This window comes from Bradyrhizobium sp. 35 (assembly GCF_023073215.1).
GTDB lineage: Bacteria > Pseudomonadota > Alphaproteobacteria > Rhizobiales > Xanthobacteraceae > Bradyrhizobium > Bradyrhizobium canariense_D.
In genome coordinates this window covers 112,561-137,813 of sequence record NZ_JADPJC010000157.1, presented here as the reverse complement: position 1 = coordinate 137,813, position 25,253 = coordinate 112,561, and the positions used below count along the sequence as shown (strand labels likewise).

Annotated in this window: 23 protein-coding genes; 12 read left to right on the top strand and 11 right to left on the bottom strand. The window is 64.9% G+C overall.

The features are described from left to right. The 12 genes from IVB36_RS32985 to IVB36_RS32930 all read left to right on the top strand — a co-directional run bounded on the left by IVB36_RS32985 (position 1) and on the right by IVB36_RS32930 (position 14,119). Positions 1–975 (top strand): NAD(P)-dependent oxidoreductase, encoded by a 975-nt coding sequence (locus tag IVB36_RS32985; RefSeq protein ID WP_018458684.1) that lies wholly within the window; start codon positions 1–3, stop codon positions 973–975. Position 976: 1 nt separating this feature from the next. Beyond that, a complete protein-coding gene (locus tag IVB36_RS32980) occupies positions 977–1,726 on the top strand; it encodes an SDR family oxidoreductase (protein ID WP_018458685.1) in 750 nt (249 codons plus the stop codon). Next, positions 1,723–3,159 carry an NAD(P)/FAD-dependent oxidoreductase gene (locus IVB36_RS32975; protein WP_018458686.1) on the top strand — a complete coding sequence of 479 codons (1,437 nt, stop codon included), beginning with the start codon at positions 1,723–1,725 and terminating at the stop codon, positions 3,157–3,159. Before IVB36_RS32980 ends, IVB36_RS32975 begins: the two co-directional genes overlap by 4 nt. Before the next feature lie 119 nt (positions 3,160–3,278). Continuing rightward, entirely contained in the window at positions 3,279–4,898 is a 1,620-nt protein-coding gene (locus tag IVB36_RS32970; RefSeq protein ID WP_026233638.1) for an ABC transporter substrate-binding protein, read from the top strand. Between the two features lie 54 nt (positions 4,899–4,952). Continuing rightward, a complete protein-coding gene (locus tag IVB36_RS32965; RefSeq protein ID WP_007593101.1) occupies positions 4,953–5,987 on the top strand; it encodes an ABC transporter permease in 1,035 nt (344 codons plus the stop codon). After that, on the top strand, positions 5,984–6,832 hold the full coding sequence (locus IVB36_RS32960) for an ABC transporter permease (protein ID WP_247300147.1): 849 nt from the start codon (positions 5,984–5,986) through the stop codon (positions 6,830–6,832). The genes IVB36_RS32965 and IVB36_RS32960 overlap by 4 nt, the downstream gene beginning before the upstream one ends. Continuing rightward, positions 6,829–8,499, top strand: coding sequence for an ABC transporter ATP-binding protein (locus tag IVB36_RS32955; protein ID WP_247394376.1), 1,671 nt, complete (start codon positions 6,829–6,831; stop codon positions 8,497–8,499). The genes IVB36_RS32960 and IVB36_RS32955 overlap by 4 nt, the downstream gene beginning before the upstream one ends. A gap of 141 nt (positions 8,500–8,640) precedes the next feature. After that, the gene (locus IVB36_RS32950; RefSeq protein WP_247394373.1) at positions 8,641–10,242 is read left to right on the top strand and encodes an ABC transporter substrate-binding protein; all 1,602 of its coding nucleotides are present in this window, start codon (positions 8,641–8,643) and stop codon (positions 10,240–10,242) included. 17 nt (positions 10,243–10,259) lie between these two features. Further along, complete coding sequence (locus IVB36_RS32945) at positions 10,260–11,201, top strand: ABC transporter permease (protein ID WP_085352392.1); 942 nt, start codon at positions 10,260–10,262, stop codon at positions 11,199–11,201. Continuing rightward, a complete protein-coding gene (locus IVB36_RS32940) occupies positions 11,198–12,121 on the top strand; it encodes an ABC transporter permease (protein ID WP_018458693.1) in 924 nt (307 codons plus the stop codon). The genes IVB36_RS32945 and IVB36_RS32940 overlap by 4 nt, the downstream gene beginning before the upstream one ends. Positions 12,122–12,140: 19 nt before the next feature. Continuing rightward, entirely contained in the window at positions 12,141–13,130 is a 990-nt protein-coding gene (locus tag IVB36_RS32935; RefSeq protein ID WP_026233639.1) for an ABC transporter ATP-binding protein, read from the top strand. Next, positions 13,127–14,119, top strand: a complete 993-nt coding sequence (locus IVB36_RS32930; protein ID WP_018458695.1) for an oligopeptide/dipeptide ABC transporter ATP-binding protein — start codon at positions 13,127–13,129, stop codon at positions 14,117–14,119. Before IVB36_RS32935 ends, IVB36_RS32930 begins: the two co-directional genes overlap by 4 nt. A gap of 179 nt (positions 14,120–14,298) precedes the next feature. Here the strand turns inward: IVB36_RS32930 and IVB36_RS32925 are convergent, their stop codons facing one another. The 11 genes from IVB36_RS32925 to IVB36_RS32875 all read right to left on the bottom strand — a co-directional run bounded on the left by IVB36_RS32925 (position 14,299) and on the right by IVB36_RS32875 (position 25,173). Beyond that, positions 14,299–14,586, bottom strand: coding sequence for a YciI family protein (locus IVB36_RS32925; RefSeq protein ID WP_018458696.1), 288 nt, complete (start codon positions 14,584–14,586; stop codon positions 14,299–14,301). An 80-nt stretch (positions 14,587–14,666) separates the two neighbouring features. After that, positions 14,667–15,641: a sugar ABC transporter substrate-binding protein gene (locus tag IVB36_RS32920; RefSeq protein ID WP_085352393.1), complete on the bottom strand. Its 975-nt coding sequence runs from the start codon at positions 15,639–15,641 to the stop codon at positions 14,667–14,669. Between the two features lie 42 nt (positions 15,642–15,683). Continuing rightward, positions 15,684–16,661 carry an ABC transporter permease gene (locus tag IVB36_RS32915; protein WP_018458698.1) on the bottom strand — a complete coding sequence of 326 codons (978 nt, stop codon included), beginning with the start codon at positions 16,659–16,661 and terminating at the stop codon, positions 15,684–15,686. Next, a complete protein-coding gene (locus tag IVB36_RS32910; RefSeq protein WP_018458699.1) occupies positions 16,658–17,608 on the bottom strand; it encodes an ABC transporter permease in 951 nt (316 codons plus the stop codon). The genes IVB36_RS32915 and IVB36_RS32910 overlap by 4 nt, the downstream gene beginning before the upstream one ends. Continuing rightward, entirely contained in the window at positions 17,601–19,127 is a 1,527-nt protein-coding gene (locus tag IVB36_RS32905; RefSeq protein ID WP_018458700.1) for a sugar ABC transporter ATP-binding protein, read from the bottom strand. Before IVB36_RS32905 ends, IVB36_RS32910 begins: the two co-directional genes overlap by 8 nt. Continuing rightward, positions 19,124–20,518, bottom strand: a complete 1,395-nt coding sequence (locus IVB36_RS32900; RefSeq protein ID WP_026233640.1) for an FAD-linked oxidase C-terminal domain-containing protein — start codon at positions 20,516–20,518, stop codon at positions 19,124–19,126. The genes IVB36_RS32905 and IVB36_RS32900 overlap by 4 nt, the downstream gene beginning before the upstream one ends. 57 nt (positions 20,519–20,575) lie before the next feature. Next, positions 20,576–21,460, bottom strand: coding sequence for an intradiol ring-cleavage dioxygenase (locus IVB36_RS32895; RefSeq protein ID WP_085352397.1), 885 nt, complete (start codon positions 21,458–21,460; stop codon positions 20,576–20,578). 15 nt (positions 21,461–21,475) lie between these two features. Further along, positions 21,476–22,378, bottom strand: coding sequence for an NAD(P)-dependent oxidoreductase (locus IVB36_RS32890; protein ID WP_018458703.1), 903 nt, complete (start codon positions 22,376–22,378; stop codon positions 21,476–21,478). Between the two features lie 20 nt (positions 22,379–22,398). Continuing rightward, complete coding sequence (locus tag IVB36_RS32885; RefSeq protein WP_018458704.1) at positions 22,399–23,769, bottom strand: amidohydrolase family protein; 1,371 nt, start codon at positions 23,767–23,769, stop codon at positions 22,399–22,401. A 4-nt stretch (positions 23,770–23,773) separates the two neighbouring features. After that, the gene (locus tag IVB36_RS32880; RefSeq protein ID WP_018458705.1) at positions 23,774–24,853 is read right to left on the bottom strand and encodes a maleylacetate reductase; all 1,080 of its coding nucleotides are present in this window, start codon (positions 24,851–24,853) and stop codon (positions 23,774–23,776) included. After that, positions 24,850–25,173 carry a Dabb family protein gene (locus IVB36_RS32875; protein ID WP_018458706.1) on the bottom strand — a complete coding sequence of 108 codons (324 nt, stop codon included), beginning with the start codon at positions 25,171–25,173 and terminating at the stop codon, positions 24,850–24,852. Before IVB36_RS32875 ends, IVB36_RS32880 begins: the two co-directional genes overlap by 4 nt. Positions 25,174–25,253: the final 80 nt, after the last annotated feature.

Sequence of the window (25,253 nt, the reverse complement as noted above, 5' to 3'; positions counted from 1 at the left end):
ATGAAGATCGTCATCTTCGGCGGCACCGGCTTTGTCGGGCTCAATGTTGCGGAGGCGCTGCTCGCGCGCGGCCATGACGTGACGCTGTACGACCGTGCAGAGTTGCCGCCATCCGCGCGGCGGTCTCTTGCCGACTACGGCGCACGGCTCAAAGCGGTGCAGGGCGATATCACCGACGCAGATGCCATCGATGCCCTCATCGCCGAAGGAGTTGATGCGATCGTGCTCGGCGCGGCCATCACCGCCGGTGATGAACTGGAGAGGGCATCGACCGCGCGCGTTCTCGAGATCAACGTGATGGCGCAGATCCCGATCCTGCTCTCCGCGATCCGGCATGGCGTGCGCCGGGTCGTCAATCTCTCCTCGGCATCGGCCTATGGCGCCGCGGGCGCGCGGGTCGAGATTCTGGACGAGGACACGCCTTGCGATCCGGTCTCGTTCTACGCGATCAGCAAGTTCACATCGGAGCGATCGGTTGCGCGTCACGCCGAGCTCTTCGGCGGTGATTTCCTAAATGTGCGGCTGAGCGCGCTATTCGGACCGTGGGAGCGACCGAGTTCCGTGCGCGACACGCCAAGCCTCCAGTTCCAGATCTTGGCCGCGTTCGCGCGCGGCGAGCCGGCGATCATGCCTGAAGCGGGCATGCGGGACTGGATCTACGCGCCGGATGCGGCCGAGGCCGTCGCACTGCTGATCGAAGCCGAGCGGCCGCGCCACCGGCTCTACAACATCTCCCGCGGAGAACTTTGGCCTGCGCTGCAATGGGGCGAGGCCTTTGCGGCGTTGCATCCCGGCCTGGAGTGCCGGGTCGCGGCGCCCGGCGAGAAAACCGTCATCAAGCTGCATGGGCCCTATCGCGCGCCGCTGTCGGTGAACCGGATGGCGGATGAATTCGGCTGGCGCGCGCAGTTCGGCTGCGCCGAGTCGGCGGCCGCGATGAGCGCCTGGTTGACGCAGCATAAGGAGTGGATCTGAGATGCGGCTGCAGGGGCGCACGGCCATCATCACGGGCGCAGGCTCCGGCATCGGCCGCGCCAGTGCAAAGCTGTTCGCGGAAGAGGGCGCACGTCTTGCTCTGGTCGATCGCGATCCAGCCGGACTTCAGGAAACGTTGAGCTTGGTCGGCGAGGCCATGACGCATATTGGCGACGTCGGCGATGCCGATTTCGCCGAGGCGGTGGCAAATGATGTGGTAGCACGGCACGGCCAGCTCGATATCCTGATGACTGCCGCTGGCTTCTCCTGTGGCGGCACCGTGTTGACAACGGACCCCGCCGATTGGGATGCGGTGTTCCGCACCAATGTCGGCGGCACCTGGCTGTGGGCGAGGGCAGCCGTGCCGCAGATGCAGCGGCAGAACAGCGGTTCGATCATCACGCTGGCGTCGCAGCTTGCGATTGCCGGCGGCAAGGGCAACAGTGCCTATATCGCCGCCAAGGGCGCGATTGTCAGCCTGACCCGGACGATGGCGGTGGATTTCGCGGCGGACGGCATTCGCGTCAACGCCATCGCGCCCGGTGCGATCGACACGCCGATGCTTCGCCGCAGCTTTGCGCGCCACGCCAATGCGGACGAGGTGCGCGAAGCCTCCCGCGACCGCCATGCCATGAAGCGGTTCGGCCAGGCCGATGAGATCGCGCAGGCCGCGCTCCACCTCGCAAGCGATGCCTCCTCGTTTACGACCGGCACCGTGATGGTGGTCGACGGAGGCTGGCTCGCGGCATGAGTGATGCGCTGACAGAACTGGAAGCGAACGTTCGCGCCGATCTCGCGCGGATCGCGCATCCCGGTGCCGCCTGGCTCGAACCGAAGACGGGACCGGATGGCAAGCCGGCGCTGGATGTGCTCGTGATCGGCGCCGGCCAATCCGGCATCGCCATCGGCTTCGGCCTGCTGCGCTCCCGCGTCAGCAACATCCTGCTGCTGGACAAGGCCGAGGAGGGGAAGGAGGGGCCATGGCTCGCCTATGCCCGCATGCCGACGCTGCGCAGCCCGAAGGACTATACGGGACCTGACCTCGACATCCCCAGCCTGACCTATCAATCCTGGCATGAGGCCCGCTTCGGCACGGAGAGCTGGCAGACACTCGACCTGATCCCGCGCTGCCACTGGGCTGAGTATCTGCTCTGGCTGCGGCGCACAGTCGGCTTGCCGGTGCGCAACGGGAGCGAGCTTCTGGAAATCCGGCCGGCGCGGGATGGTTTGCTGGCCGCACGCGTGAAACGTGGCGATGGCGTCGAGACACTCCATGCGCGCAAGATCGTGCTTGCGACGGGGCAGGAGGGGATGGGGAACTGGATGATCCCCGAGCCGCTGAGCCATCTGCCCATGAGCTCGGTCGCAACCGTCGCCGACGACATCGACTTCGAAAACCTTCGCGGCAAGCGCGTCGCCGTGATCGGCGCCGGCGCATCCGCCTTCGACAATGCGGCAACCGCGCTGGAGGCTGGCGCGGCGGAGGTGCACCTGCTGTGTCGTCGTGCGCAGATCCAGCTGATCCAGCCCTATCGCTGGCTGACCTTCCGCGGCTTCCTGCGCCATTTCAGCGATCTCGACGATGCCTGGCGCTGGCGCTTCATGCGCACCATCCTCGAGATGCGCGAGGGCTTTCCGCAGGCAACTTACGATCGCTGCGCAAATCACGCCAATTTCACATTGCACGAGGGCGCGCCGATCGAGGCGGCCCGCGAGACCGATCGTGGTGTGGAATTGCAGACGCCGCGCGGCGCCATACCTGCGGATTTCGTCATCTGCGGCACCGGCATCGACATGGATTTTTCCGGCCGTGGCGAGTTGCGCGCATTTGCCGGCAATATCGCAACCTGGGCCGACCGCTACCAGCCCCCGGAGAGCGAGCGCAGCGCGCGGCTCGGTCGCTTTCCCTATCTCGCAGACGATTATGCCTTCACCGAGCGTGTCGCGGGCGATACGCCGTGGATCTCGAATATCCATCTCTTCGCCATCGCCTCCACCATGAGTTTCGGTCCGTCGGGATCGTCGATCAACGCGATGACGACCGCGGCGCCGAAGCTGGTGAATGGCCTGACGCGCGGCCTGTTTCGTGCCGATGTCGAACGGCATTGGGCCTCGCTTCGCGCCTATGACGTGCCGCAGGCCGTGGTGACGCGGGCAGCGCGAAACTTGGAGGAATCGCGATGATCGTCCATGCGCCGCCGCGACAAAGCGTCCACAAGAGCGCATCAAGAGACTGGCGCGCAACTTGCTTCTTTCTTAACCTGTCCTGTCGGCGTTCTTGTCGAAAATTTTGGGGAAAACGAATGCGTTTTGTGTCTTTCAGGATGGCATCCTCCGTGCTCGCCACCACTGCGCTTCTGCTTGTCGCCGCTGCGCCTGCGCAAGCGCAAACCAGGGTGGAGACGCTGCGCTATGTCACCGGTGCATCGGTCAACACGCTCGATCCCAACATCCCGGGCTCGACGCGGGAATCCTTCGCACTGAGCATGAGCACTTACGACCGCCTTGTGGCGTTCGGCCGCAAGCAGCTCAACGGCAAATGGGTGTTCGATCTCGACAAGATCGCCGGCGAGCTCGCCGAATCCTACGACGTCAGTCCGGACGGACTGAAGCTGACATTCCGTCTGCGCAAGGACGCCAAGTTCCAGGACGGCTCGCCCGTGACCGCCGAAGATGTGAAATGGTCGCTCGATCGCTGCGTCACCGCGCCGATCCTCGGCAAGGCGCAATTGCTGACGGGATCGCTGACGTCGGCCGACCAGTTCAAGGTGATCGATCCCCTCACAATCGAAGTGACGCTGCCGAAACCCGACAAGCTCGCGCTGCCGAATCTCGCGACCGTCTACCCGCTGATCATCAACTCGAAAGTCGCAAAGGAGCATGCGACACCAGAGGATCCATGGGCCACGGCCTGGCTGAAGGAGCACACCGCCGGCAGCGGTGCTTATGTGATCGAGAGCTTCAAGCCCGGCGAGCAGGTGATCATCAAGCGCAACGAGGCCTGGAACCGCGGCTCGCCCGACAAGCCAGCCTTTTTCAAGCGCGTGATCGTGCAGTCCGTGCCGGAGCCCGCGACCCGGGCCAATCTGGTCGAGCGTGGCGATGCCGATCTCGTCGTTGATCTCCAGGCCAGCGACGTGCAGTCGCTCGAAGTCAAGGGCAAGCTCAAGGTGATCTCGACGCCGCAATACAATTCGATCACCTTCGTCTCGATGAACAACCAGATCCCGCCTTTCGACAACGTCAACGTCCGCCGCGCCGTCGCCTTCGCGCTGCCCTATGAGGACATGTTCAAGGCTGCCCTGTTCGGTCGCGGAGCCCCGCTGTTCGGTGCGACTTGGCCGGATGGCAAGCCGTTGAACGGCATCTATCCGTTCCAGGCGCCGGTGAAGACCGATCTCGACAAGGCGAGGGAGTATCTGAAAGCTGCTGGACTCCCGGAGGGTTTTTCGACCACCTTCAGCTTCAACGTCGGCCAGGCCTCGACCGCCGAGCCGATGGCGGCCCTCGTGAAGGAATCGCTTGCCAAGATCGGGATCAAGGTCGACATCCAGAAGCTGCCGGATGCGCAGATGTCCACGCAAATCAACGAGAAGAAGCTGCCCTTGTTCACGGAAGGCATCGTCGCCTGGCTGCCCTCGACCGATTACTTCTACCGCAATTTCTACACCGGCAATCAGCGCTGGAACTACAGCTCGATCAACAATCCGGAGCTGGCGACGATCGCGCAGGAAGCGCGCTTCGAGCCCGACAAGGCCAAGTACGAGGAAGCCGGCCGCAAGCTCAACGCGATCCATTTCAGCGAGATGCCGCAGATCCCGCTGTGGCAGCCCAACCAGGACGCCGTGATGGCCTCGTCGATCGAGGGCTACACCTATGAATTCCATCGTCAGGTCGACTATCGCGACGTCAGCCGCAAGTGACTTCAAAAAGTAACTTGAGCAAGAAATCATGTCTGCAAACCAGAGGCTCTGAAGGTGATGACAGGTCTTGGTGCGACGGTGGCGCGGGCGGGGAGGCGGCTTCTGTCGTCGCTGCCGGCGTTGTTCGGCGTGCTGGTCTTCACCTTTCTACTGATGCGGGTCCTCCCCGGAGATCCCGCGGTGTTCTTCGCCTCGGGGCCCAATGCCGGCAAGGAAGAGATCGAGCAGATCCGCAAGCAGATGGGGCTCGACAAGTCGGTACCGGAGCAGCTCGTGTTCTATCTGTCCGATATCGGGCGCGGCAATCTCGGCCGCTCCATGATGACCGGCCAGCCGGTCCTGAAGGACCTTCGCGAACGGCTGCCGGCCTCGCTGGAGCTCACCTTCACGGCGCTGCTGATCGCGCTGATCGCGGCGGTCCCGCTCGGCGTGGTCGCAGCCTTGAAACCGGGATCGCTGGTCGATCACGGCGTGCGGCTGTTCTGTGCGCTCGGCGTCTGCGTGCCGACCTTCGTCTCGGGCCTGCTGCTGATCTATGTGTTCTACTATCTGCTCGGTCTTGCGCCTGATCCGACCGGGCGGATCGACGTCTTCACCTCACTGCCGCCGCAGCGCACTGGGTTCCTGTCGATCGATTTCCTGCTCGCGGGGGACATCGAAGGCTGGTGGGCGGCCTGCAAGCAGTTGATCCTGCCGGCGCTGAGCATGGCCCTGTTCGTCATCGCGCCGCTGGCGCGGATCACACGTGCCTCGATGCTGGTCTCGCTCGGTAGCGATTTCGTGCGCACCGCGCGCTCCGTCGGATTGTCCTGGCAGAAGGTCGTCGTCACCTATGCGCTGCGCAATGCGATCCTTCCCGTCATCACCATTGCAGGCATCGTGTTCTCGACCATGCTTGGCGCGAATGTCCTGGTGGAGAAGGTGTTCTCCTGGCCGGGCGTCGCCTCCTACGCGCTCGATGCGCTGCTGTCGTCCGACTATGCGCCGGTGCAGGGTTTTGTGCTGCTGATGGCTGGCATCTTCGTGCTGGTCAATCTGGTCGTCGATATCTGCTACGGCATCGCCGATCCCAGGGTGTCGATCGGATGATCAGCGCAACCCTCCGCCATTCGGTCTGGATTTTGCGCGGCAACCCGCTGACCGGCGTCGCCGCGGCCGGTGTCCTGCTGTTCGTCCTGGTCGCGATCTTCGGACCGTGGCTCGTGCCCTATGATCCCATCGTCTCCAATGTCTCGGAGGCCTTGCAGCCGCCGAGCGCGGCGCACCTTGCCGGCACCGACCAGCTCGGGCGCGACGTGTTCAGCCGCCTCGTCGTTGCGGCACGGCTCGACCTCGCCATCGCGGTCTCGGCGGTCGGCATCTCCTTCGTCATCGGCGCCGTCGTGGGCTCGTTCTGCGGCTATGCCGGCGGCAGGCTCGACCGCTCGGTCGGCCGCTTCGTCGATGTCATGATGGCCTTTCCGCTGTTTGTGCTGGCGATGGCGATGGTTGCGGCGCTCGGCAACCGGATCGAGAACATCGTGATTGCGACCGCGATCATCAATCTGCCCTTCTACATCCGCTTCGCCCGTGCCGAGGTCAACGTCCGGCGCAATGTCGGCTGGGTGGAGGCGGCGCGTTCCTGCGGCGAGAGCCATTTCTCGGTGGTGCTGCGCTTCCTGTTGCCGAACATCCTGCCGGCGATGGCGGTGCAGATCTCGCTCAACCTCGGCTGGGCGATCCTGAACGCCGCCGGCCTGTCCTTCATCGGCCTTGGCGTCAAGCCGCCGACGCCGGAATGGGGCATCATGGTCGCGGAGGGCGCGCGCTTCATTTCGACGGGGCGGTGGTGGCTGGTGGCCTTTCCGGGCCTCGCGTTGATGATGGCCGTGCTGTGCTTCAACCTCCTCGGTGACGGGATGCGGGACATTCTCGATCCGCGCATGCGCACATGAGCGAGGAATTGCTCAGGATCGACGACCTCCACGTCGAATTCTCGACGCGACGAGGGATGGTCGAGGCCGTGCGCGGTGTGACGCTCACGGTCGAAGCCGGCGAGATGCTTGGCCTCGTCGGCGAAAGCGGCTCTGGTAAGTCGGTCACCGGTTTTGCCACGACGCGGCTGCTCGATGCGGCCGGCCGCGTCACCGCAGGCAAGATACTGTTTCGCGGGCAGGACGTCACAAAACTCAGGGGTGACGATCTCCGGCAGCTCCAGGGCGCCGCGATGTCGATGATCTTCCAGAACCCGCGGGCGGCGCTCAATCCGATCCGCGCGATCGGTTTGCAGATCGCGGACGCGATCCTCACGCACAAGCGGATATCGAAGGATGCCGCCCGCGCCGAAGCGCTGGAGCTGTTGCGCGCCGTCCAGATCCGCGACCCCGAGACGCGGATGAACGCCTATCCGCACGAACTTTCCGGCGGCATGTGCCAGCGCGTCATGATCGCGATCGCGATTTCCTGCAATCCCGTGCTCTTGATCGCCGATGAGCCAACGACCGGACTCGATGTCACCACGCAGAAGGTGGTGATGGACCTCCTGGCGGAGATTGCCGCCGCGCGCGGCATGGCGACGATCCTGATCACGCACGATCTCGGGTTAGCGGCGCGATATTGCCGCCGTATCGCGGTGATGGAACGCGGCCGCATCGTCGAAGAGGCAAGCCCCAGGACGCTCTTCGGCGCGCCGCAGCACGCCTATACCAGGCGGCTGGTGGCGGCGTCGCCAACCGCGACCTCCGGGATCGCGGACCTCGTGACGGAAGAGGAGCGGGAAGGCTACGCGGCTGTCATCGGCAGGCCCAGACGGGAGCCCGTCCACGGGACTCCGCCGCTGCTGGAGGTGCGCAAGCTCGCAAAACGCTTCGACGAGGGCGCTGCGGCGGTGGCGGACTTCTCGATGACGATGGCGGGCGGCGAGAGCGTCGGCCTCGTCGGTGAATCCGGCTCCGGCAAGAGCACGACGTCGCGCATGATCTGCCGCCTGATCGACCCGAGCGAGGGCGAGATCGTGTTCGACGGCCAGGCGATCGGCCATGTGGCGTCGCGCGACTTTCACCGCTCGCAGTTCCGCAAAGATATCCAGATGGTGTTCCAGGACCCGAACGAGAGCCTCAATCCGCGCTTCACCGCCTTCGACTGCATCGCCCATCCCCTGATGCGGCTCGATCGTATGCGTGGGGGCGATGCGCTGCGCAAGCGGGTGGAAGACTGCGCCGATCGCGTGGGGCTGCCGCTGGATCTGTTGCCGCGCTTTCCGCATCAGCTCTCCGGCGGCCAGAAGGCGCGCGTCGGCATCGCCCGTGCCATCGCCTGCCGGCCGCGCCTTCTGGTGCTGGACGAGCCGACCGCTGCGCTCGACGTCTCCGTTCAGGCCGTGGTGCTGCAACTGCTCGACCGCCTGCGGCGCGAGAACGACATCGCGCTGCTGTTCGTCAGCCACGATCTCAACGTGGTGCGGATGCTCTGCGACCGCACCATCGTGCTGCGCAATGGCGGCATCGTGGAGCAGGGCGAGAGCCGGGCGTTGTTCGACAATCCCAAGACCGACTACACGCGCAAGCTGGTCGAGGCGATCCCGCATATCGAGACCGGCCCGGTGCTGGCGGCCGCGCTTTGAGGTCTCGACTGGCCCAGCTAGTGCGGATATCGCGCTGGCGAAGGTCTGGTTAGTGGCATACCATTTGCACGCCAATGAGCTCTGGTTTCACCTGTTCTTGGCCAACGATGGCCGGCATCACGGCACTATTGGGAGGATTTCATGGATCGCAGGACCGTATTGAAGGGACTGGCCGGCGCGGGCGGTCTGGCATTGAGCGGCCTCTCGGCCCCTGCGATCGCACAAGGCGCCTCCGCGCGCACCCTGCGCTTCGTGCCGCAAGCAAATCTCGCCAATTTCGACCCGATCTGGGGCACGCAATATGTCGTGCGCAATGCCGCCGCGCTGGTCTGGGATACGCTCTACGGCGTCGATTCCGCGCTGCAGCCGCAGCGGCAGATGGTCGAGTCCGAGGAAGTGACCGACGACGGCACCACCTGGACGTTCAAAATGCGGCCGGGGCTCAAATTCCACGACGGCGAGCCGGTGCTGAGCAAGGACGTCGTTGCGAGTCTCACTCGCTGGGCGGCACGCGATCCGATGGGGCTGATGCTCAAGGCGCTGCAGCAGGAACTCACCGCTGTCGACGACCGCACCTTCAAATGGGTGCTGAAGCAGCCGTTCCCGAAGATGCTCTACGCGCTTGGCAAGAACAATTCGCCTTGCGCCTTCATCATGCCGGAGCGCATTGCGCAGACCGACCCGTTCAAGCAGATCGGCGATTATGTCGGCTCGGGGCCGATGAAGTTCGCCAAGGGTGAGTGGGTCCCGGGCGCCAAAGCCGTGTTCGAAAAATTCGCCGACTATGTGCCGCGGCAGGAGAAGGCATCGTGGCTCGCCGGCGGCAAGCAGATGCTGCTCGACCGCGTCGAATGGATCGTGATGCCGGATCCGGCGACCGCCGCGGCCGCGTTGCAAAACGGCGAGATCGACTGGTGGGAGAACCCCATCGCGGACCTCGTCCCGGTCCTGAAGAAGAACAAGAACATCAGCGTCGACATCGGCGATCCCCTCGGCAATGTCGGCTCGTTCCGCATGAACTTCCTGTATCCGCCCTTCAACGACGTGCGGGCGCGGCGCGCAGTGCTGATGGCGATGAGCCAGGAAGACTATATGCGTGCGCTCGTCGGCGACGACAATTCGCTGTGGAAGTCGCTGCCGGGCTTCTTCACGCCCGATACGCCGCTCTACACCGAGGCGGGCGGCGAAGTCTTGAAGGGCAAGCGCGATCTCGACGCCGCCAAGAAGCTGCTCGCGGAGAGCGGCTATTCCGGCCAGCCGGTGACGTGCCTGGTGGCGCAGGATCAGCCGATCACCAAGGCGTTCGGCGATGTGACCGCCGATCTCCTGAAGAAGCTCGGCATGAATGTCGACTTCGTCGCGACCGATTGGGGCACCGTCGGCTCCCGCCGCGCGCAGAAGACACCGCCCGGGCAGGGCGGCTGGAACATGTTCCACACCTGGCATGCAGGTTCGGACTGCATCAATCCGGCGCCCTACACCGCCATTCGCGCCAACGGCGACAAGGCGTGGTTCGGCTGGCCGAGCAGCCCCGGCACCGAGAAGGAGGTCACGTCCTGGTTCGAGGCCAAGAACCTCGACGAGGAGAAGGCCGCGGTCGCTCGCCTCAACAAGGTCGCGCTCGAGGACGTCGTCTACGCGCCGACCGGCTTCTTCCTCAGCTACACGGCCTGGCGCAAGAACGTCTCCGGCATCACGAAAGGGCCGCTGCCGTTCTTCTGGGGCGTGTCGAAATCCGCATGACCCTGCGCTGAAGCCAGATGCTCTCCTACATCCTCCGGCGTATCGCCTCGACCTTGCCCGTGATGGCGATCGTCGCGCTGTTCGTGTTCAGCCTGCTCTACATCGCGCCGGGGGATCCCGCCGTGGTGATCGCGGGCGATCAGGCAAGTCCGGAGGATGTGGAGCGCATCCGTCAGAGCCTCGGGCTCGACCGACCCTTCCTGATCCAGTTCGGCAGCTGGGTCTGGCGCATTCTGCACGGCGATCTCGGCACCTCGATCTTCACCAATCTGCCGGTCTCGACCATGATCGGCCAGCGTCTCGGGCCGACGCTGTCGCTGATGATGGTCACGCTCCTGCTCACGATCGTGGTCGCGGTGCCGCTCGGCGTGCTGGCGGCCTGGAAGGCGGGAAGCCTGATCGACCGGGCCATCATGGCCTTTGCCGTGTTCGGCTTCTCCCTGCCGGTCTTCGTCGTCGGCTATGTCCTCGCCTACGTCTTTGCGCTGGAGCTCGAATGGCTTCCCGTGCAGGGCTATACGCCGCTCGCCCAGGGCCTCTGGCCCTGGCTGCAAAACCTGATCCTGCCGTCGATCGCACTCGGCTGTGTCTACATCGCGCTGATCGCGCGTATCACGCGCGCCACCATGCTCGAAGTGCTGCAACAGGATTATATCCGCACCGCGCGCGCCAAGGGCCTCGGGCAGGGCGGCATCCTGTTCGTCCACGCGCTGAAGAACGCGGCAGTGCCGATCGTCACGGTGATCGGGATCGGCATTGCGCTTCTGATCGGCGGCGCGGTCGTCACGGAAAGCGTGTTCGCGATTCCCGGCCTCGGCCGGCTCACGATCGACGCGATCCTGCGCCGCGATTATCCCGTCATCCAGGGCATCGTGCTGCTGTTCAGCTTCGTCTACGTCCTCGTCAATCTGATGATCGACGTCGTTTATACGCTCGTTGACCCGAGGATCCGCTATTGACCGACACGACCGTCAATCCGCAAGCGCTGCCGGCGGGCTTCGTCCTCGCGCCGCAACTGCCGGAGATTCTTCGGCCCGTCGTGATCCGGCGCGGCTTCATCGGCCTGCTGCGGGGCCATCCCACCGTCGCCATCGGTGGCACGTTGCTGCTGATACTCGTCCTGATCGCGATTTTTGCGCCTTATCTTGGCACGGTGGATCCGACCGCACTTGCGCCGGCCAAGCGCACCCGCGCGCCGTCGGCGCTTTACTGGTTTGGCTCCGACGTGCTCGGTCGCGACATCTATTCACGCGTGCTGTTCGGCGCGCGCGTCTCGCTCACGGTCGGCTTGTCCGTTGCGATCTTCGCCTCCGCGGCCGGTCTCGCCATCGGCATCGTCTCCGGCTTCATCCGCTGGGCCGACGGCATCTTGATGCGCTTCATGGACGGCCTGATGTCGATCCCGCCGATCCTGCTGGCGATCGCGCTGATGGCGCTGACACGCGGCAGCGTCGGCAACGTCATTCTGGCGATTACGGTTGCCGAAATCCCGCGGGTTTCCCGTCTTGTCCGTAGTGTGGTGCTGTCGCTGCGCGAGCAGCCTTACGTGGATGCAGCGGTAGCCTGCGGCACGCGCACACCGATGATCATCCTGCGCCACATCCTGCCGAACACGCTGGCGCCGATGCTGATCCAGGCGACTTACATTTGCGCCAGTGCGATGATCACGGAAGCGATCCTGTCCTTCATCGGCGCGGGAACGCCGCCGACCATTCCGTCCTGGGGCAACATCATGGCCGAGGGGCGGGCGCTGTGGCAGGTCAAGCCCTACATCGTGTTCTTTCCGGCGGCGTTTCTGTCCGTCACCGTGCTCGCCGTGAATTTGCTCGGCGATGGCCTTCGCGATGCGCTCGATCCGCGCATGGCCAAGAGCCTGTGATGGCGAGGGGTTGATCGCGATGGCACTGCTTGAAGTCGAAAATCTCCAGACCCACTTCCGCACGCCCAGCGGCATCAACCGCGCGGTGGAAGGCGTGTCGTTCCATGTCAACGAGGGCGAGATGCTCGCCATCGTCGGTGAGTCCGGTTGCGGCAAGTCGGTGACCTCGATGTCGCTGATGCGGCTGATCCCGGAACCGCCCGGCAGGATCGCCGGCAGCATCCGCTTCGCGGGCAAGGACCTGCTGCAAATGTCGGATCGCGAGATGCGCGCGATCCGCGGCAACGACATCTCGATGATCTTCCAGGAACCGATGACCAGCCTCAACCCGGTCCTGACCGTCGGCCGTCAGATCCGCGAAACGCTGATGATTCACCAGGGGCTGGACAAGCAGGCCGCCGAGGCGCACGCGATCGAGATGCTGATTCTGGTCGGCATTCCCGAGCCGAAGCGGCGCGTGCGGGAATATCCGCATCAGCTCTCCGGCGGCATGCGCCAGCGCGTCATGATCGCCATTGCACTCGCCTGCAATCCAAAGCTTCTCATTGCCGACGAGCCGACCACAGCCCTCGACGTGACGATCCAGGCGCAGATCCTGAAATTGATGCTGGATCTCAAGCACCGGGTTGGCGCGGCGATCATCCTGATCACCCACGATCTCGGTGTCGTCGCCGAGATCGCCGAGCGCGTCATGGTCATGTATGCCGGCCGCAAGGTCGAGGAAGCGCCGGTGGCGGACCTGTTCCGGTCGCCGCGTCATCCCTACACGCAGGGCCTGCTCGGCGCAGTGCCGCGGCTCGGCTCGTCGCTGACCGGCACCGCGAGGCGGCTTGCAGAGATTCCGGGGCAGGTGCCTGATCTGCGCAAGCCCATCGTCGGCTGCGTCTTCGCCGGACGTTGTGCGCTCGCGACCGATCTCTGCCGGCAGTATGCGCCGGGGCTCGAAGAGAAGGGGCCACGTCACGTTGCGGCCTGCCACTATGCGGCCAAGGGAGCGGTCGCGGCATGAGTCCCCCGCTGCTCCAGGTCAACGACCTCAAGAAGCACTTCCCGGTCAAAAAAGGCTTGTTCAGCCGCAAGTCCGAATGGGTCTATGCGGTGGATGGCGTGTCGTTCGAGATCGCGCGCGGCGAGACGCTGTCGCTGGTCGGCGAGTCCGGTTGCGGTAAATCGACGGTCGGCCGCGCGATCCTGCGCCTGTTCGACATCACGGCGGGGCAGGTCATCCTCGACGGCCAGCGAATCGACGACGCCCATCCGAGCACGATGCGCCAGATGCGCCGCCGCGTGCAGGTGGTGTTCCAGGACCCGTTCTCGAGCCTCAATCCGCGCATGCGCGTGCGCGACATCCTGGCCGAGCCGATCCGCAATTTCGGCCTCGCCAAATCCGCGATCGATCTCGAGACACGCGTGACGGCGCTGATGGACACCGTGCGCCTGCCGCGCGAGGCGCTGAACCGCAGGCCGCACGAATTCTCCGGGGGCCAGCGCCAGCGCATCGGCATCGCGCGTGCGCTCGCCGCCGAGCCCGAGCTGATCGTCTGCGACGAGGCGGTGTCGGCGCTCGACGTCTCGGTAAAGGCCCAGATCGTCAATCTGCTGCAGGATCTGCAGCGCGAGTTCGGCCTGGCGCTGCTGTTCATCAGCCATGACCTCGCGATCGTCGAGCACATGACCCATCGCGTCGCGGTGATGTATCTCGGCAAGATCGTCGAGGTGGCGCCGCGCTACGAGATCTTCGCCGCGCCAAAGCATCCTTACACCAAGGCGCTGCTCTCGGCGGTGCCGCTGCCCGAGCCTGGCGCTCAGCGCAATCCCATCATCCTCAAGGGAGACGTGCCGAGTCCGATCAACCCGCCGAGCGGGTGCCGCTTCCACACCCGTTGCCCATACGTATTCGATCGCTGCCGGACCGAGGAGCCGACATTGCGCGCGGCTGGACCCGAGCAGTGGGTGGCCTGTCATCTCGAAGAAGGTGCGACGGTGACGAGCGGCTAGCGGTCTGGGCGGTCGCAAAGCTCTGGATCGAGGCGCAGGGGCGTCAATCGGGCGAGGATGACACTCTGCTCCTGTTTTGCCCGACGAGTCAAAAACGTTTGCGACGAAAATTCATGTGTAAAAACAACCTCATTCTACTGTGCATGGGGTTGTTTTCGCGTTTTTTGTTTTAGCCGCCTTCAACCCTGGCGGCGCAGGAAGCCCGTGATCGTGACCTTTTCCCAGATGTCGGCCGCGGCAAACGGATCGGCTTGGTTGAAAGCCTCGACCTCGCTGCGGCCGGGCGCCTCGATCAGGAACAGGCTGCCAATCATCCTCTCGCCGTCGTCGGAGACCAGCGGCCCTGACATCACGATCTTGACGCCGAAGCGCGAGGTGTCGCTCAGGAAAGCCTTGTGGGCGTCGTAATTGGCGAGCCGGATCGGCAGCGCGCCGGCGCGGTCGAGGGCGTGAATGGCGAACAGCATGATGGTCTCCGTTTATATCACGTTTTCTTGGGACGGCCGCGGCTGCGGCCGTCCGGGCTTGTCGTGATGGCGGCGGTTGGTTACTTGCCGCCGAGCTTGCTGGCTTCTTCGAAAGTCGGGCAGCTCCGTTGCTCCAGCGGCACGTCGAACGGCTGGTAATTGTCCTTGGTGATCACGGTCGGCTTCAGCACGATCTCAGCAATGACGGGCTGGTTGCGCAAGGAGCGGATCGCCATCATGGTGCCGAGGCAGCCTTGAAAGAATCCGTTGTAATCGCCGCTCGCGAGCAGCTTGCCGGACTTGATCGCGTCGATCGCTTCCTTGGTGCCGTTGATGCCGATCACCTGCGCCTTGCGGTTGGCGCCGTCGAGGGCCTCGATCGCGCCGACCGCCATGGCGTCGTTGGCGGCGAGCACGCCGTCGATCTGCGCGTTCGACTGCATCAGATTCTCCATCACCTGGAGCGCCTGGAGCCGCTGGTAATTGCCGGGCTGCGAGGCCAGCAGTTTCGCACCGGCGTTTTCCTTCAACGCGTCGTTGAAGCCGCGGACGCGGTCGACATTGGTCAGCGAGCCCTTGACGCCCTCGATGATGACGATGTTGCCCTTGCCGCCGAGCGTCTTGAGCAGGAAGCGCGCGGTCTCGAGCCCGAGGCTGTAATCGTCGGCGCCGACGAAGGACAGGAACTTGCCGCCGGCCGAGCGGTCGGTGATGTTGACGACGGGGATCTTGGCGTCGTTGATCTTCTCGACGCCCGGCACCATCGCCTTGTAGTCGACCGGCGTGAAGACGATGGCGCTCGGCTTCTTCACCACGACGTCTTCGATCTGGCTGAGCTGCTCCGGAATGCTGTCGGGCTTGGTCGGGATGTACTGCAGCGTCTTGGCGTTCAGCGTCTTCGCCATGTTGTCCGCGCCGACTCGCACCGTCTGGAAGAACGGGTTGGTCTGGTTCTTGGTGAAGACGGCGATGGTCTCGCCGTCGGCTCGCGCTTGCGTGGTGAGCGCAGCCGCCATCAGCAGCGGCAGCGCCAAATAGCCCAGTGTCTGTTTCATGTTGCCTCCATCCCTCGTTTTGCTTGTTGGTCGTTCAAGAACTCATTGCGCGCGGCGGCGGGTCTTCATGTCGAGCCAGACCGCGAGAATGACGATGATGCCGGTGACGATCGGCTGCCAGTTGGCGCTGACCGACAAGAGGTTCATGCCGTTCAGCACCAGCGTCAGGATCAGTGCGCCGATGAAGGTGCCGAACACGGTACCGACGCCGCCAAACAGCGAGGTGCCGCCGATCAGCACCGCGGCGATCGCGGGCAGCGTCAGGCTTTCGCCGATGTCGGCCTCGGCCGAATTGAGCCGCGACAGGAAGATGATCGAGGCGAGCCCCGCCATGGTGCCGGAGACGGCGTAGACCAGCAGCAGGCGTCGGGCGACCGGAATGCCGGAGAGCCGCGCCGCGACCGGATTGGCGCCGATCGCGTAGATCTCCTGGCCCCAGATCGTTCGCTGCGCAAACAGCGTTCCGATCCCGAGGAACACCAGCAGCAGATAGACCGGGATCGGCAGGCCGAATAGATAGCCGCTGCCGATCTGGCGGAAGCCGGCCGGGAAGCCGTGAAGGGTTTCGCCCGCCATGTACCAATAGGTGAGGCCGTTCAGCACCCAGAGCATGCCGTAAGTGGCGATGAAGGAGGGGATGCGCAGCGCGGTGACCATGACGCCGTTGAGGAGCCCAACGATGCCGCCGCAGGCAAGCCCCGTGAGTATGCCGAGCGCCGGCGAGCCGGTCTTGTGGATCACGGTCCCGGCGATGCAGGCGGACAGCGCCACATTGGCGCCGACGGAGAGATCGAGGCCCGCGGTCAGCACCACCAGGGTCAGGCCGGAGGCGATGAAGAAGGTCAGGCTCGCCTGCCTGAGCACATTGAGAATGTTGCCGAGGCTCAGGAAGGAATCGCTGAGCACGGCGAGCACCGCACAGATCAGCAGCGCCGCAAGCAGGCGATAGAACATTTGGATCGCGTCCTGCGACAGGAACGAGCGGGGCGGCGCGATGGCGTCTTTGCTGATGTCGGTCATGCGCGGCTCCGCAGGCCGTCAAGGAAGAGGGCAACGATGACGAGGACGCCGACGCTTGCGACCTGCACCGAGGACGGCAGCGAGATCAGGTTCAGCCCGTTGCGCAGCACGCCGACCGAGAGCACCCCGAGCAGCGTGCCGAGCAGCCAGCCATTGCCGCGCTCGAACGACGTGCCGCCGACGGCGACGGCCGCGATCGCATCGAATTCGAGACCGAGGCCCGCGGTTGGATGCCCGGAATTCATCCGCGCAGTCATCAAGAGGCCGGCGATGCCGGCCATGGCGCCGCCGATCGCATAGACCGCGATCAGCAGCTTATTCGGTGAGAGGCCGGCGTAGCGCAGCGCCTCGCGGTTGCCGCCGAGCGCGAAGATGTAGGTGCCGAAGCGGGTGTGATAGAGCAGGCCGTGGAAGACCGCGTAGGTCACGAGTGCCATCACGATCGGCACGGGAATTCCCAAAAGCGTCGCCGAATAGATGTCGCGCACGCTGTGGGGGATGCCGACCACGCTCTGGCCGTCGCTGACGATCAGCGATAGGCCCTGCGCCATGCCGAGCGTGCCCAAGGTCGCAACGAAGGGCGGGATGCCCACGATGGCGACCAGCCAGCCATTGGCGAAGCCGAAGGCCGCGCCGACGAGGAGCCCGGCACCGAGGCCGAGCAACATCGAGTGGGTGGTGAGCGAGACGATGGCGACGCAGAGCGAGGTCAGCGTCAGCACCGCGCCCATCGACAGGTCCAGCCCCTCGGTCATGATGATCAAGGTCATCGGCAGCGCGAGCATGGTCAGGATCGTCGACTGCACCAGCACGTTGGAGAGGTTGGCGACCGACAGGAAGCCGGGCGCGATCGTGCTGAACAGCGCGATCAGCAGCACCAGCACGATGGCAACGCCGGGAATCCGTTGCAGCGGATTCGGTTGAGAGACGACCGCGGCCTCACGCATGATGCATCCCCAGTCGCACGATGTTCTCCTCGGTCAGCTCGCTACGCGCGAGATGCCCGGCGATGCGCCCTTCGCGCATCACATAGGCGCGGTCGCAGACGTGGCAGATCTCGACCTGTTCGGACGAGATCATCAGCGCCGCCGCGCCTTCCGCGACAAGGCGGTCGATCAGGGCGAAGATTTCGGCCTTGGCGCCGATGTCGATGCCCCGGGTCGGCTCGTCGAAGATGAAAAGCTTTGAGCCGGCGGCGAGCCACTTGCCGATCACGACCTTCTGCTGATTGCCGCCTGAAAGCAGGCCGACGGTCTGCCGTGCGCTAGGCGTCGCAATGCGTAGCTGACGGATCAGGCCGTCGGCAGTGCGCTGCGCACTGCGCTGGTCGAACAACCCGCTCGGGAACAGTTTTCGCAGCGCCGACACTACCAGATTGTCGCTCACCGATCGCAGCAGCGCGAGACCTTCGCTCTTGCGGCTCTCCGGGATCAGCGCAATGCCGCGGCGGGCGGCGAGGTCGGGCTCACCGGAAATGACTTTGCCGTCGAACACGATCTCGCCTGATGTCACGGGATCGGCACCGAAGATCGCGCGCGCGACTTCGCTGCGACCGGAGCCGACCAGGCCACACAGGCCGACAATCTCACCGCGGCGCACCTCGATGTTGATGTCGGCGATCCCCGTCGATGAACTCAAGGCCTTGACCTCGAGCAGCAGCTCGCCGGGCTTGTCGGCAAAATTGCGCGGGTAGGTCATGTCAACGTTGCGACCGACCATCATGCGGACGAGCTGGTCCGGCGTGACGTCAGCAGGTTTGACGCCGTCGATGCGGCGGCCGTCACGCAGCACGGTGATGCGGTCGCCGAGCGCGAACACCTCCGCCATGCGGTGCGAGATGTAGACGATCGAGACGCCGTCGGCCTTCAGCCGCGCGATCAGCGCGAACAGCAGCTCGGTCTCGCGATCGGATAGCGCCGCAGTCGGCTCGTCCATCACCAGGATGCGGGCGTTCTGGCTGATCGCCTTCGCGATCTCGACCATCTGCTGCTGCGCCACCCCCAGCTTGTCAACGATGGTGGAGGGATCGATGTCAAAGCCGATCGTGCCGAGCACGCGCGCCGCGTCGGCCAAAATCTTGCGGCGATCGATCGTGCCGGGGATGCGGCCCTTCGGCTCGCGGCCGAGAAAAATGTTCTGGGCGATATCGAGATGGGGGACGAGGGAGAATTCCTGGAAGATCACGGCAATGCCGAGCTTCTGCGCGTCCGCGGCCGAGTGGATCGCGACCGGCTCGCCTCTGTAGTAGAACTCGCCGGCATCGGCGCGATAGGCGCCGCACAGCACCTTCATCAGGCTCGACTTGCCGGCGCCGTTCTCGCCCAGCAGCATGTGGACTTCGCCGGGGAAGACGGCAAAGGAGACGTCGTCCAGCGCCTTGACGCCGGGAAACTCCTTACTGATGCCGCGCAGCTCAAGGAGCGGGACAGGTGAGGCGGGCTCGACGGCTAATGCGGCGGTGCTCATGCCTGCGCTCCGCCTGCAAAGATCTTTCCGGGGTTCATCAGTCCGTCAGGGTCGAGCGCGCTCTTGATCGACCGCATCACATCGACGGCCTCGCCGAGCTCGTCGGTGAGATAATCGATCTTGCCGAGCCCAATGCCGTGCTCGCCGGTGCAGGTGCCGTCCATGGCAATCGCGCGGGCGACCATGCGGGCCTGCAGCGCCTTGGCGCCTTCGGCTTCCTCGGGCCTGGCCGGGTCGACCAGGATCAGCATGTGAAAGTTGCCGTCGCCGACATGGCCGACGATCGGCGCGGTGAAGCCGTGCGCGTCCGCGTCGCGCCGCGTTTCGGTCAAGCATTCGGCGAGCCGCGAGATCGGCACGCAGACATCGGTGATCACTGCGCGCGCGCCGGGTCGCAGGCCCAGGCCGGCATAGAGCGTATTGTCGCGGGCGTGCCAGAGCCGACTGCGATCCTCCGGCGCCTTGGCCCAGGCAAAACCGTGGCCGCCATGGTCGGCGGCGATCGCCTCTGCGGCCTCGGCCTGTTCGGCAACAGAGGCCTCGGAGCCGTGGAATTCGAAGAACAGCGTCGGGGCTTCGCGATAGCCGAGCTTCGCATAGGCGTTGATGCCGCGCATCATGACGTCGTCGAGCAGCTCGATACGCGCCACGGGGATCGCGGACTGGATCATCGAGATCGCGCTGTCCACGGCGTTGGGCAGGGTGTCGAAGCTGCAAACCGCGGCCGAGATCGCCTGCGGCACGGGATGCACCTTCAGCGTGATTTCGGTGATTAAACCGAGCGTGCCCTCGGCGCCGACGAACATGCGCGTCAGGTCGTAACCGGCGGCTGACTTGCGCGCGCGTCTGGCGGTCCGGATCACGCGGCCGTCGGCCAGAACCACCTCCAGCGCCATGACGTTGTCCTTCATGGTGCCGTAGCGCACCGCCATCGTGCCGGAAGCTCGCGTGGACGTCATGCCGCCGATCGAGGCGTCGGCGCCGGGATCGATCGGAAAGAAAAGCCCAGTGCCGCGCAGCTCCGCATTGAGCTGCTTTCGTGTGATGCCGGGCTGCACGACGACGTCCATGTCGCTATCGTGCACCGTCAGCACCTTGTTCATGCGTGCGAAGTCGAAGCAGACGCCGCCCGCGACCGCGGCCGCATTGCCTTCGAGCGAGGTCCCGGCGCCGAACGGTACGATGGGCATATTCGCGCCAGCGCACAGCTTGACGATCTCCGCGACTTCCTGCGTGGTTTCAGGGAAGACGACGATGTCGGGCGGCAGGTTGCGATAATGCGACTCGCTCTGCCCATGCTGATCGAGCACGCCACGCGCGACGCTCGCGCGCGGGCCGATCATGCCTGTGAGGCGATCGGCCAATATGCTCGTGCTGACTCGCGGTCCCATTCTTACTCCCTGTCTGGCCCTGTTGTCGGACTCTTGTCTGGTCCGCCGTCGTTCAGCTTAAGCGGCTCTTGCGCTGCTAGCGACCTGCTTCAGGCCGAAATCATAGTTGAGGTGAAAATACTCGATGTCTACCATGCGACCATCGGGCGCACGGCCGGGCGGGCACTGCACAAATTCGCGGATCAGGCTGTCCTTGACGCCGAACACCACGTCGCTGTCGAGATACTGGTCGCCGGCCACGAACACATGGGTCACGAGTTGCTCGAAGCCGGGCGCCGAGATCATGAAATGCACGTGCGCCGGGCGCCAGGGATGGCGGCCCTGGACCGCCAGCATGTCCCCAACTGTGCCGTCATGTGGGATCGGATAGGCAGCCGGCTTGATCGACCAGAAATTGAAGCGGCCGTTCTGGTCGGTGTGGAAGCGCGCCCGCATCGCAAGGTCGCCGATCTTGTCGAGCTGCTGCACGTCGTAATAGCCATCATCGTCGGAATGCCAGACATCCACGACGGCGCCGGCAAGCGGCCGTCCGTCGACGGTCGACACCGAGCCGGTGACGAGCATCGGATCGCCTTCCATCGGGCCGGAGATGTCAGCGCCGTTGTCTTTCTCGGGCGACGCCTGCACGAAGAACGGACCGAGCACCGTGGTTTCGGTGGCGCCTTCCGGCACGGGATGATTGATCGCGTCGACCAGCATGGAGACGCCGAGCGCGTCCGACAGCAGGATGAACTCCTGGCGCTTGTCGTCGCACATGTGGCCGGTGCGGGTCAGGAACTCGATGCCGTATTCCCATTCCTTCTGGGTCGGTCGCACCTCGCGGACGAAGGCATGAAGGTGGCGCACCAGCGCTTCGCTGACCTGCTTGATCCGCGGATCGGTCGCGCCTGCGATCCGATCCAGCACCGCGTCCGTGATCGTGTTCTCGTTGAAATTTCGCATAGGTGCCTCCGTGAATCAGAGTTTGGGCTCGCCAAGGCCGGACAGCCGCTCGAGGTGCTTGACGGTCGCGATGAAGTCGGCGTCGCCGTCGCCCTGCGCGACCAGCGAGCCATAGGTCTCGCGCACCTGGGCCGCGAGCTGAAGCGGCACGCCGACGGCGTGGCCGGCACCGAGGATCAGATCGAGATCCTTGGCCATCTGCCTGCAGGAGAAAGTCGAGTCGAAATCGCGGCTGCGCAGCGGCGCGGTCTTGTATTTCACCATCGGCGAGGCGACCGCGCTGTCGTCGAGGACTTTCAGAATGTCCTGCCAGCCGATGCCGCCCTTGCGCGCCAGCGCCAGACTCTCCGCCATCATCGCGGCCGACACCGCGATCATCAGATTGACCGCAAGCTTCGCATATCGCGCTTCCTCGCCGGGCCCAAGATAGGTCTGGGCGCGGGTGAAGGCGGCAAGCAGCGGCTTTGCGTTTTCGTAGGCGTCCTCCGGGCCCGAGACGAAGCAGCTCAGCGCGCCGGTGTGGACGATACTGGCATTGCCCGAGACCGGCGCCCGCAGGTAGAAGACACCGCGCGCCTGGGCGGCGGCGTCGACCTCTGCGGACGCCTCGACGCTCACGGTGCTGGTCTCGATCACAACAGATCCAGCCGCCATCGCGGCGATGAGGCCGGTTGGGCCGAGCAATGCGCCGCGCAAGGCAGCGTCATCGGGCAAGGACGTGACGATCGCGGCCTTGCCGTCCACGGCCTCGGCCGGTGAAGCGGCAATCGAAATGCCTTGCGTGCGAGCCTCCTCGAGCCGTGCGGCGCTCCGGTCGAACGCGGTCACCGCATAACCGGCCTTGGCGACGAGCACCGACATCGGCAAGCCCATCTTGCCGATCCCGATGAAAGCGATGTGTTTCGAAGCGTCCGTCATTGTTGTTGTCCTTGACGCCCTCAGGCGGCGTGTCCCTGTCGTTCGATGTCGTGCACCAGTCGCCGGCCGGATTGCACGAGCAGTTCCTTCTTCGCCCCCAGGCCCTCGGCCAGCAGCCGACCATTCCGCTTCTTCCACACGCCGCCGATCATCACGGCCTCGATATTGGCAAGGCTCGTCTGCATCACCACGGTGGAAACGGGATCGTGCACCGGGACGAGGTTGAGATCGGAGCAATTGATGATGACGAGGTCGGCGAGCTTGCCCGGTGTCAGCGAGCCGATCTGGTCCTCGCGGCCGAGCATGCGGGCGCCTTCCGTCGTGATCCAGCGCAGCGCCTCGCGGACGGGGATCGTGGTCGTCGCCGGAATGGTGCCGCTGGCCTTGCGCGACTCGGCGTTGTCGAGCGCCCGCTGCATCGAGAGCGCAACGCGCGCGGCGGAGAAGAGGTCGCCCGCCAGTACGGATTCCAGATCGATGCCGATGGTCGGCCGCACGCCGCGCTTGAGCAGCCGTCCGGTGATCGGAAAGCCGTGGCCCTGGATCATTTCGTTCTCCGGCGTCACCGAGAAGGAGACGCCGAGATCGACCATCCGGTCCAGCAGTTCGTCAGGCAGGTCATTGCCATGGACGATGTTGATTCCGGCGCCCACGAGACCCGCCTCGATCAGCTTCTCCCAGCCACCGGGCGTCTTCGCAGGACCACCGCCCTGATGCATCGATGCGATCAGCTTGAGTTCCCGCGCCATGCGAAAATCGTGCATGGCGACGTCCAGCGTCGAATAGTGCGGGCCGAGGATCGCGAGTCCAAGCGTGACGAGGCCGTCGCGGTCGGCGAGGGGCCCCGCCAGCAGTCGCTCGACCTCACGGCGTGGATGCGGGATCTCCGAGAAATGCGGTTCGCCCGGTTTCGGTTCGGGCTTGGGCGAGCCGTGGAAGAAGGCCGCCCGGATACCGCATTCGATCAGGCCACGCACCGCGGCGTCGGTATGATCGGGCGTCGGATTGTTGTGGCACCAGTCGACCAGCGTGGTGGTGCCGTGATTGATCTGGTTCAGCACACCCACCAAGGTCGCGATATAAATGTCCTCGGGCCTGAAGACCGTAGCGAGACCAGCATGCATGCGGCGGAAATATTCCAGCAGCGTCCAGTTGGCGGCATAACCGCGCAAGCCCGTCTGCCAGGTGTGCATATGGGCGTTGATCAGGCCGGGGATGACGATGCGGCCGGTGCCATCGACGATCTCGGTCTCGGTCGCGCCGCCGACGTCGATCGATGGACGCACATCAACGATGCGGCTGCCCTCGATCAGCACGTCGCCGCCAGGTAAATCGCCGATCGTGTCATCCATGCTGATGATGACGGCGGATTTGATGAGCGTGCGCCGCATCGAATCAAACTGCCGTTTTGATGGCGCCGGGCGGCTCGCCGGCCCAGGCGCGCGCGATCAGGTCGCGAATGGCGTCGCGTTCGAGCGGGCGCGGGTTCCAGTAGGCGTTGGTGACCGCGAGGTCGGCAGCCTTGTCGATGCCGCCTTCGGGCATGCCGATGTCGCGCAATGCGACCTTCGCACCCAGCCGCTTCGCGAGCTCGAAAAGTCCTTGCGGTGCATCGGCGGCGCCGATTGCGCGTGAGATCCGCGCCATCGCATCGGGCACGGCCGGCGCGTTATAGGCCAGCGCGTGCGGCAGCACGATGGTGTGGGTCTCGGCATGCGGCAGGTCGAAGGTGCCGCCGAGCGTGTGGCAGAGCTTGTGATGCAGCGCCATGCCGACGGTGCCGAGGCAGACGCCGCACAGCCAGGCGCCATAGAGCGCTTCGGTGCGAGCCTCGCGATCGTCGCCCTTGGCGGCGATGGCGGGCAGGGCACGCGCCAAGGCGCGAATGCCTTCTTCTGCCATCAGCGAGGTGACGGGATTGGTGTCGCGCGCGTAGAGCGCTTCTACCGCATGTGCGATGGCGTTGATGCCTGATGTCGCGGTCAGGCTCGCCGGCAGCGTCAAAGTGAGATCGACATCGTAGATCACGGTCTCCGGCAGGATGGCGGCGTCGCGGACCGTGGTCTTCAGGCCATTCTCGGTCTGGCCGACGATCGGCGTCATCTCCGAGCCGGCATAGGTCGTGGGAATGCAAAGCTGGTTGATGCCGGTGCGCAAGGCCAGCGCCTTGCCGAGGCCGGTCGTGGATCCGCCACCGAGGGAAATGACGCAGTCGGCCTCGCACGCCTTCATCGCCGCGAGCGCCCGCTCCGTGACCTCGACCGGCGTGTGCATGGTCGCGCCCGGAAAGATGCCGCCGTAGAGCGGACCGAGCGCCGCGCCCAAACTTTTGCCTTGCGCCTCCTGCTGCGGCGTCGTCAGCACCAGGGCGCGCTTGCCACCGAGCCGCTCGACCTCGGCCTTGGCCGAGGCCAAAGCTCCGCTGCCGAACACGACGCGGCAGGGCAGGTTTTCAAAGGTGAACGTACCGATCATGCGCCGGTCTCTTTGATGGGATAATCGACCTGGAAGCGTCCGATCCGCAAGTCGCCCAGCGCCTCGCGCACGCGCAGATGTTCCGGGTGGGTGGCATAGGCCGCGAGCGCAGCGTGGTCGGTGAATTCGGAGAACAGAACGACGTCGCAGGCGTAGTCGACATCGCTGACATCGAGACCGACTTCGATATGGGTGAGGCCGTCGATCCGGCCGCGCAGCCCCTCGAACAGGGTCTTGACCTTGACCCGGGCGGCAGAACGCTCCGCCGGCGTCTCGCCGCGCAGCCGCCACATCACGATGTGCCTGATCGGGCCCGACATTTCCCTGTTTCCTCGCCTGCTATCTTGCTTGTGTTTAGGCCATTTTGACTTGCGGGATACGGAAATAAAGCTCAATAATC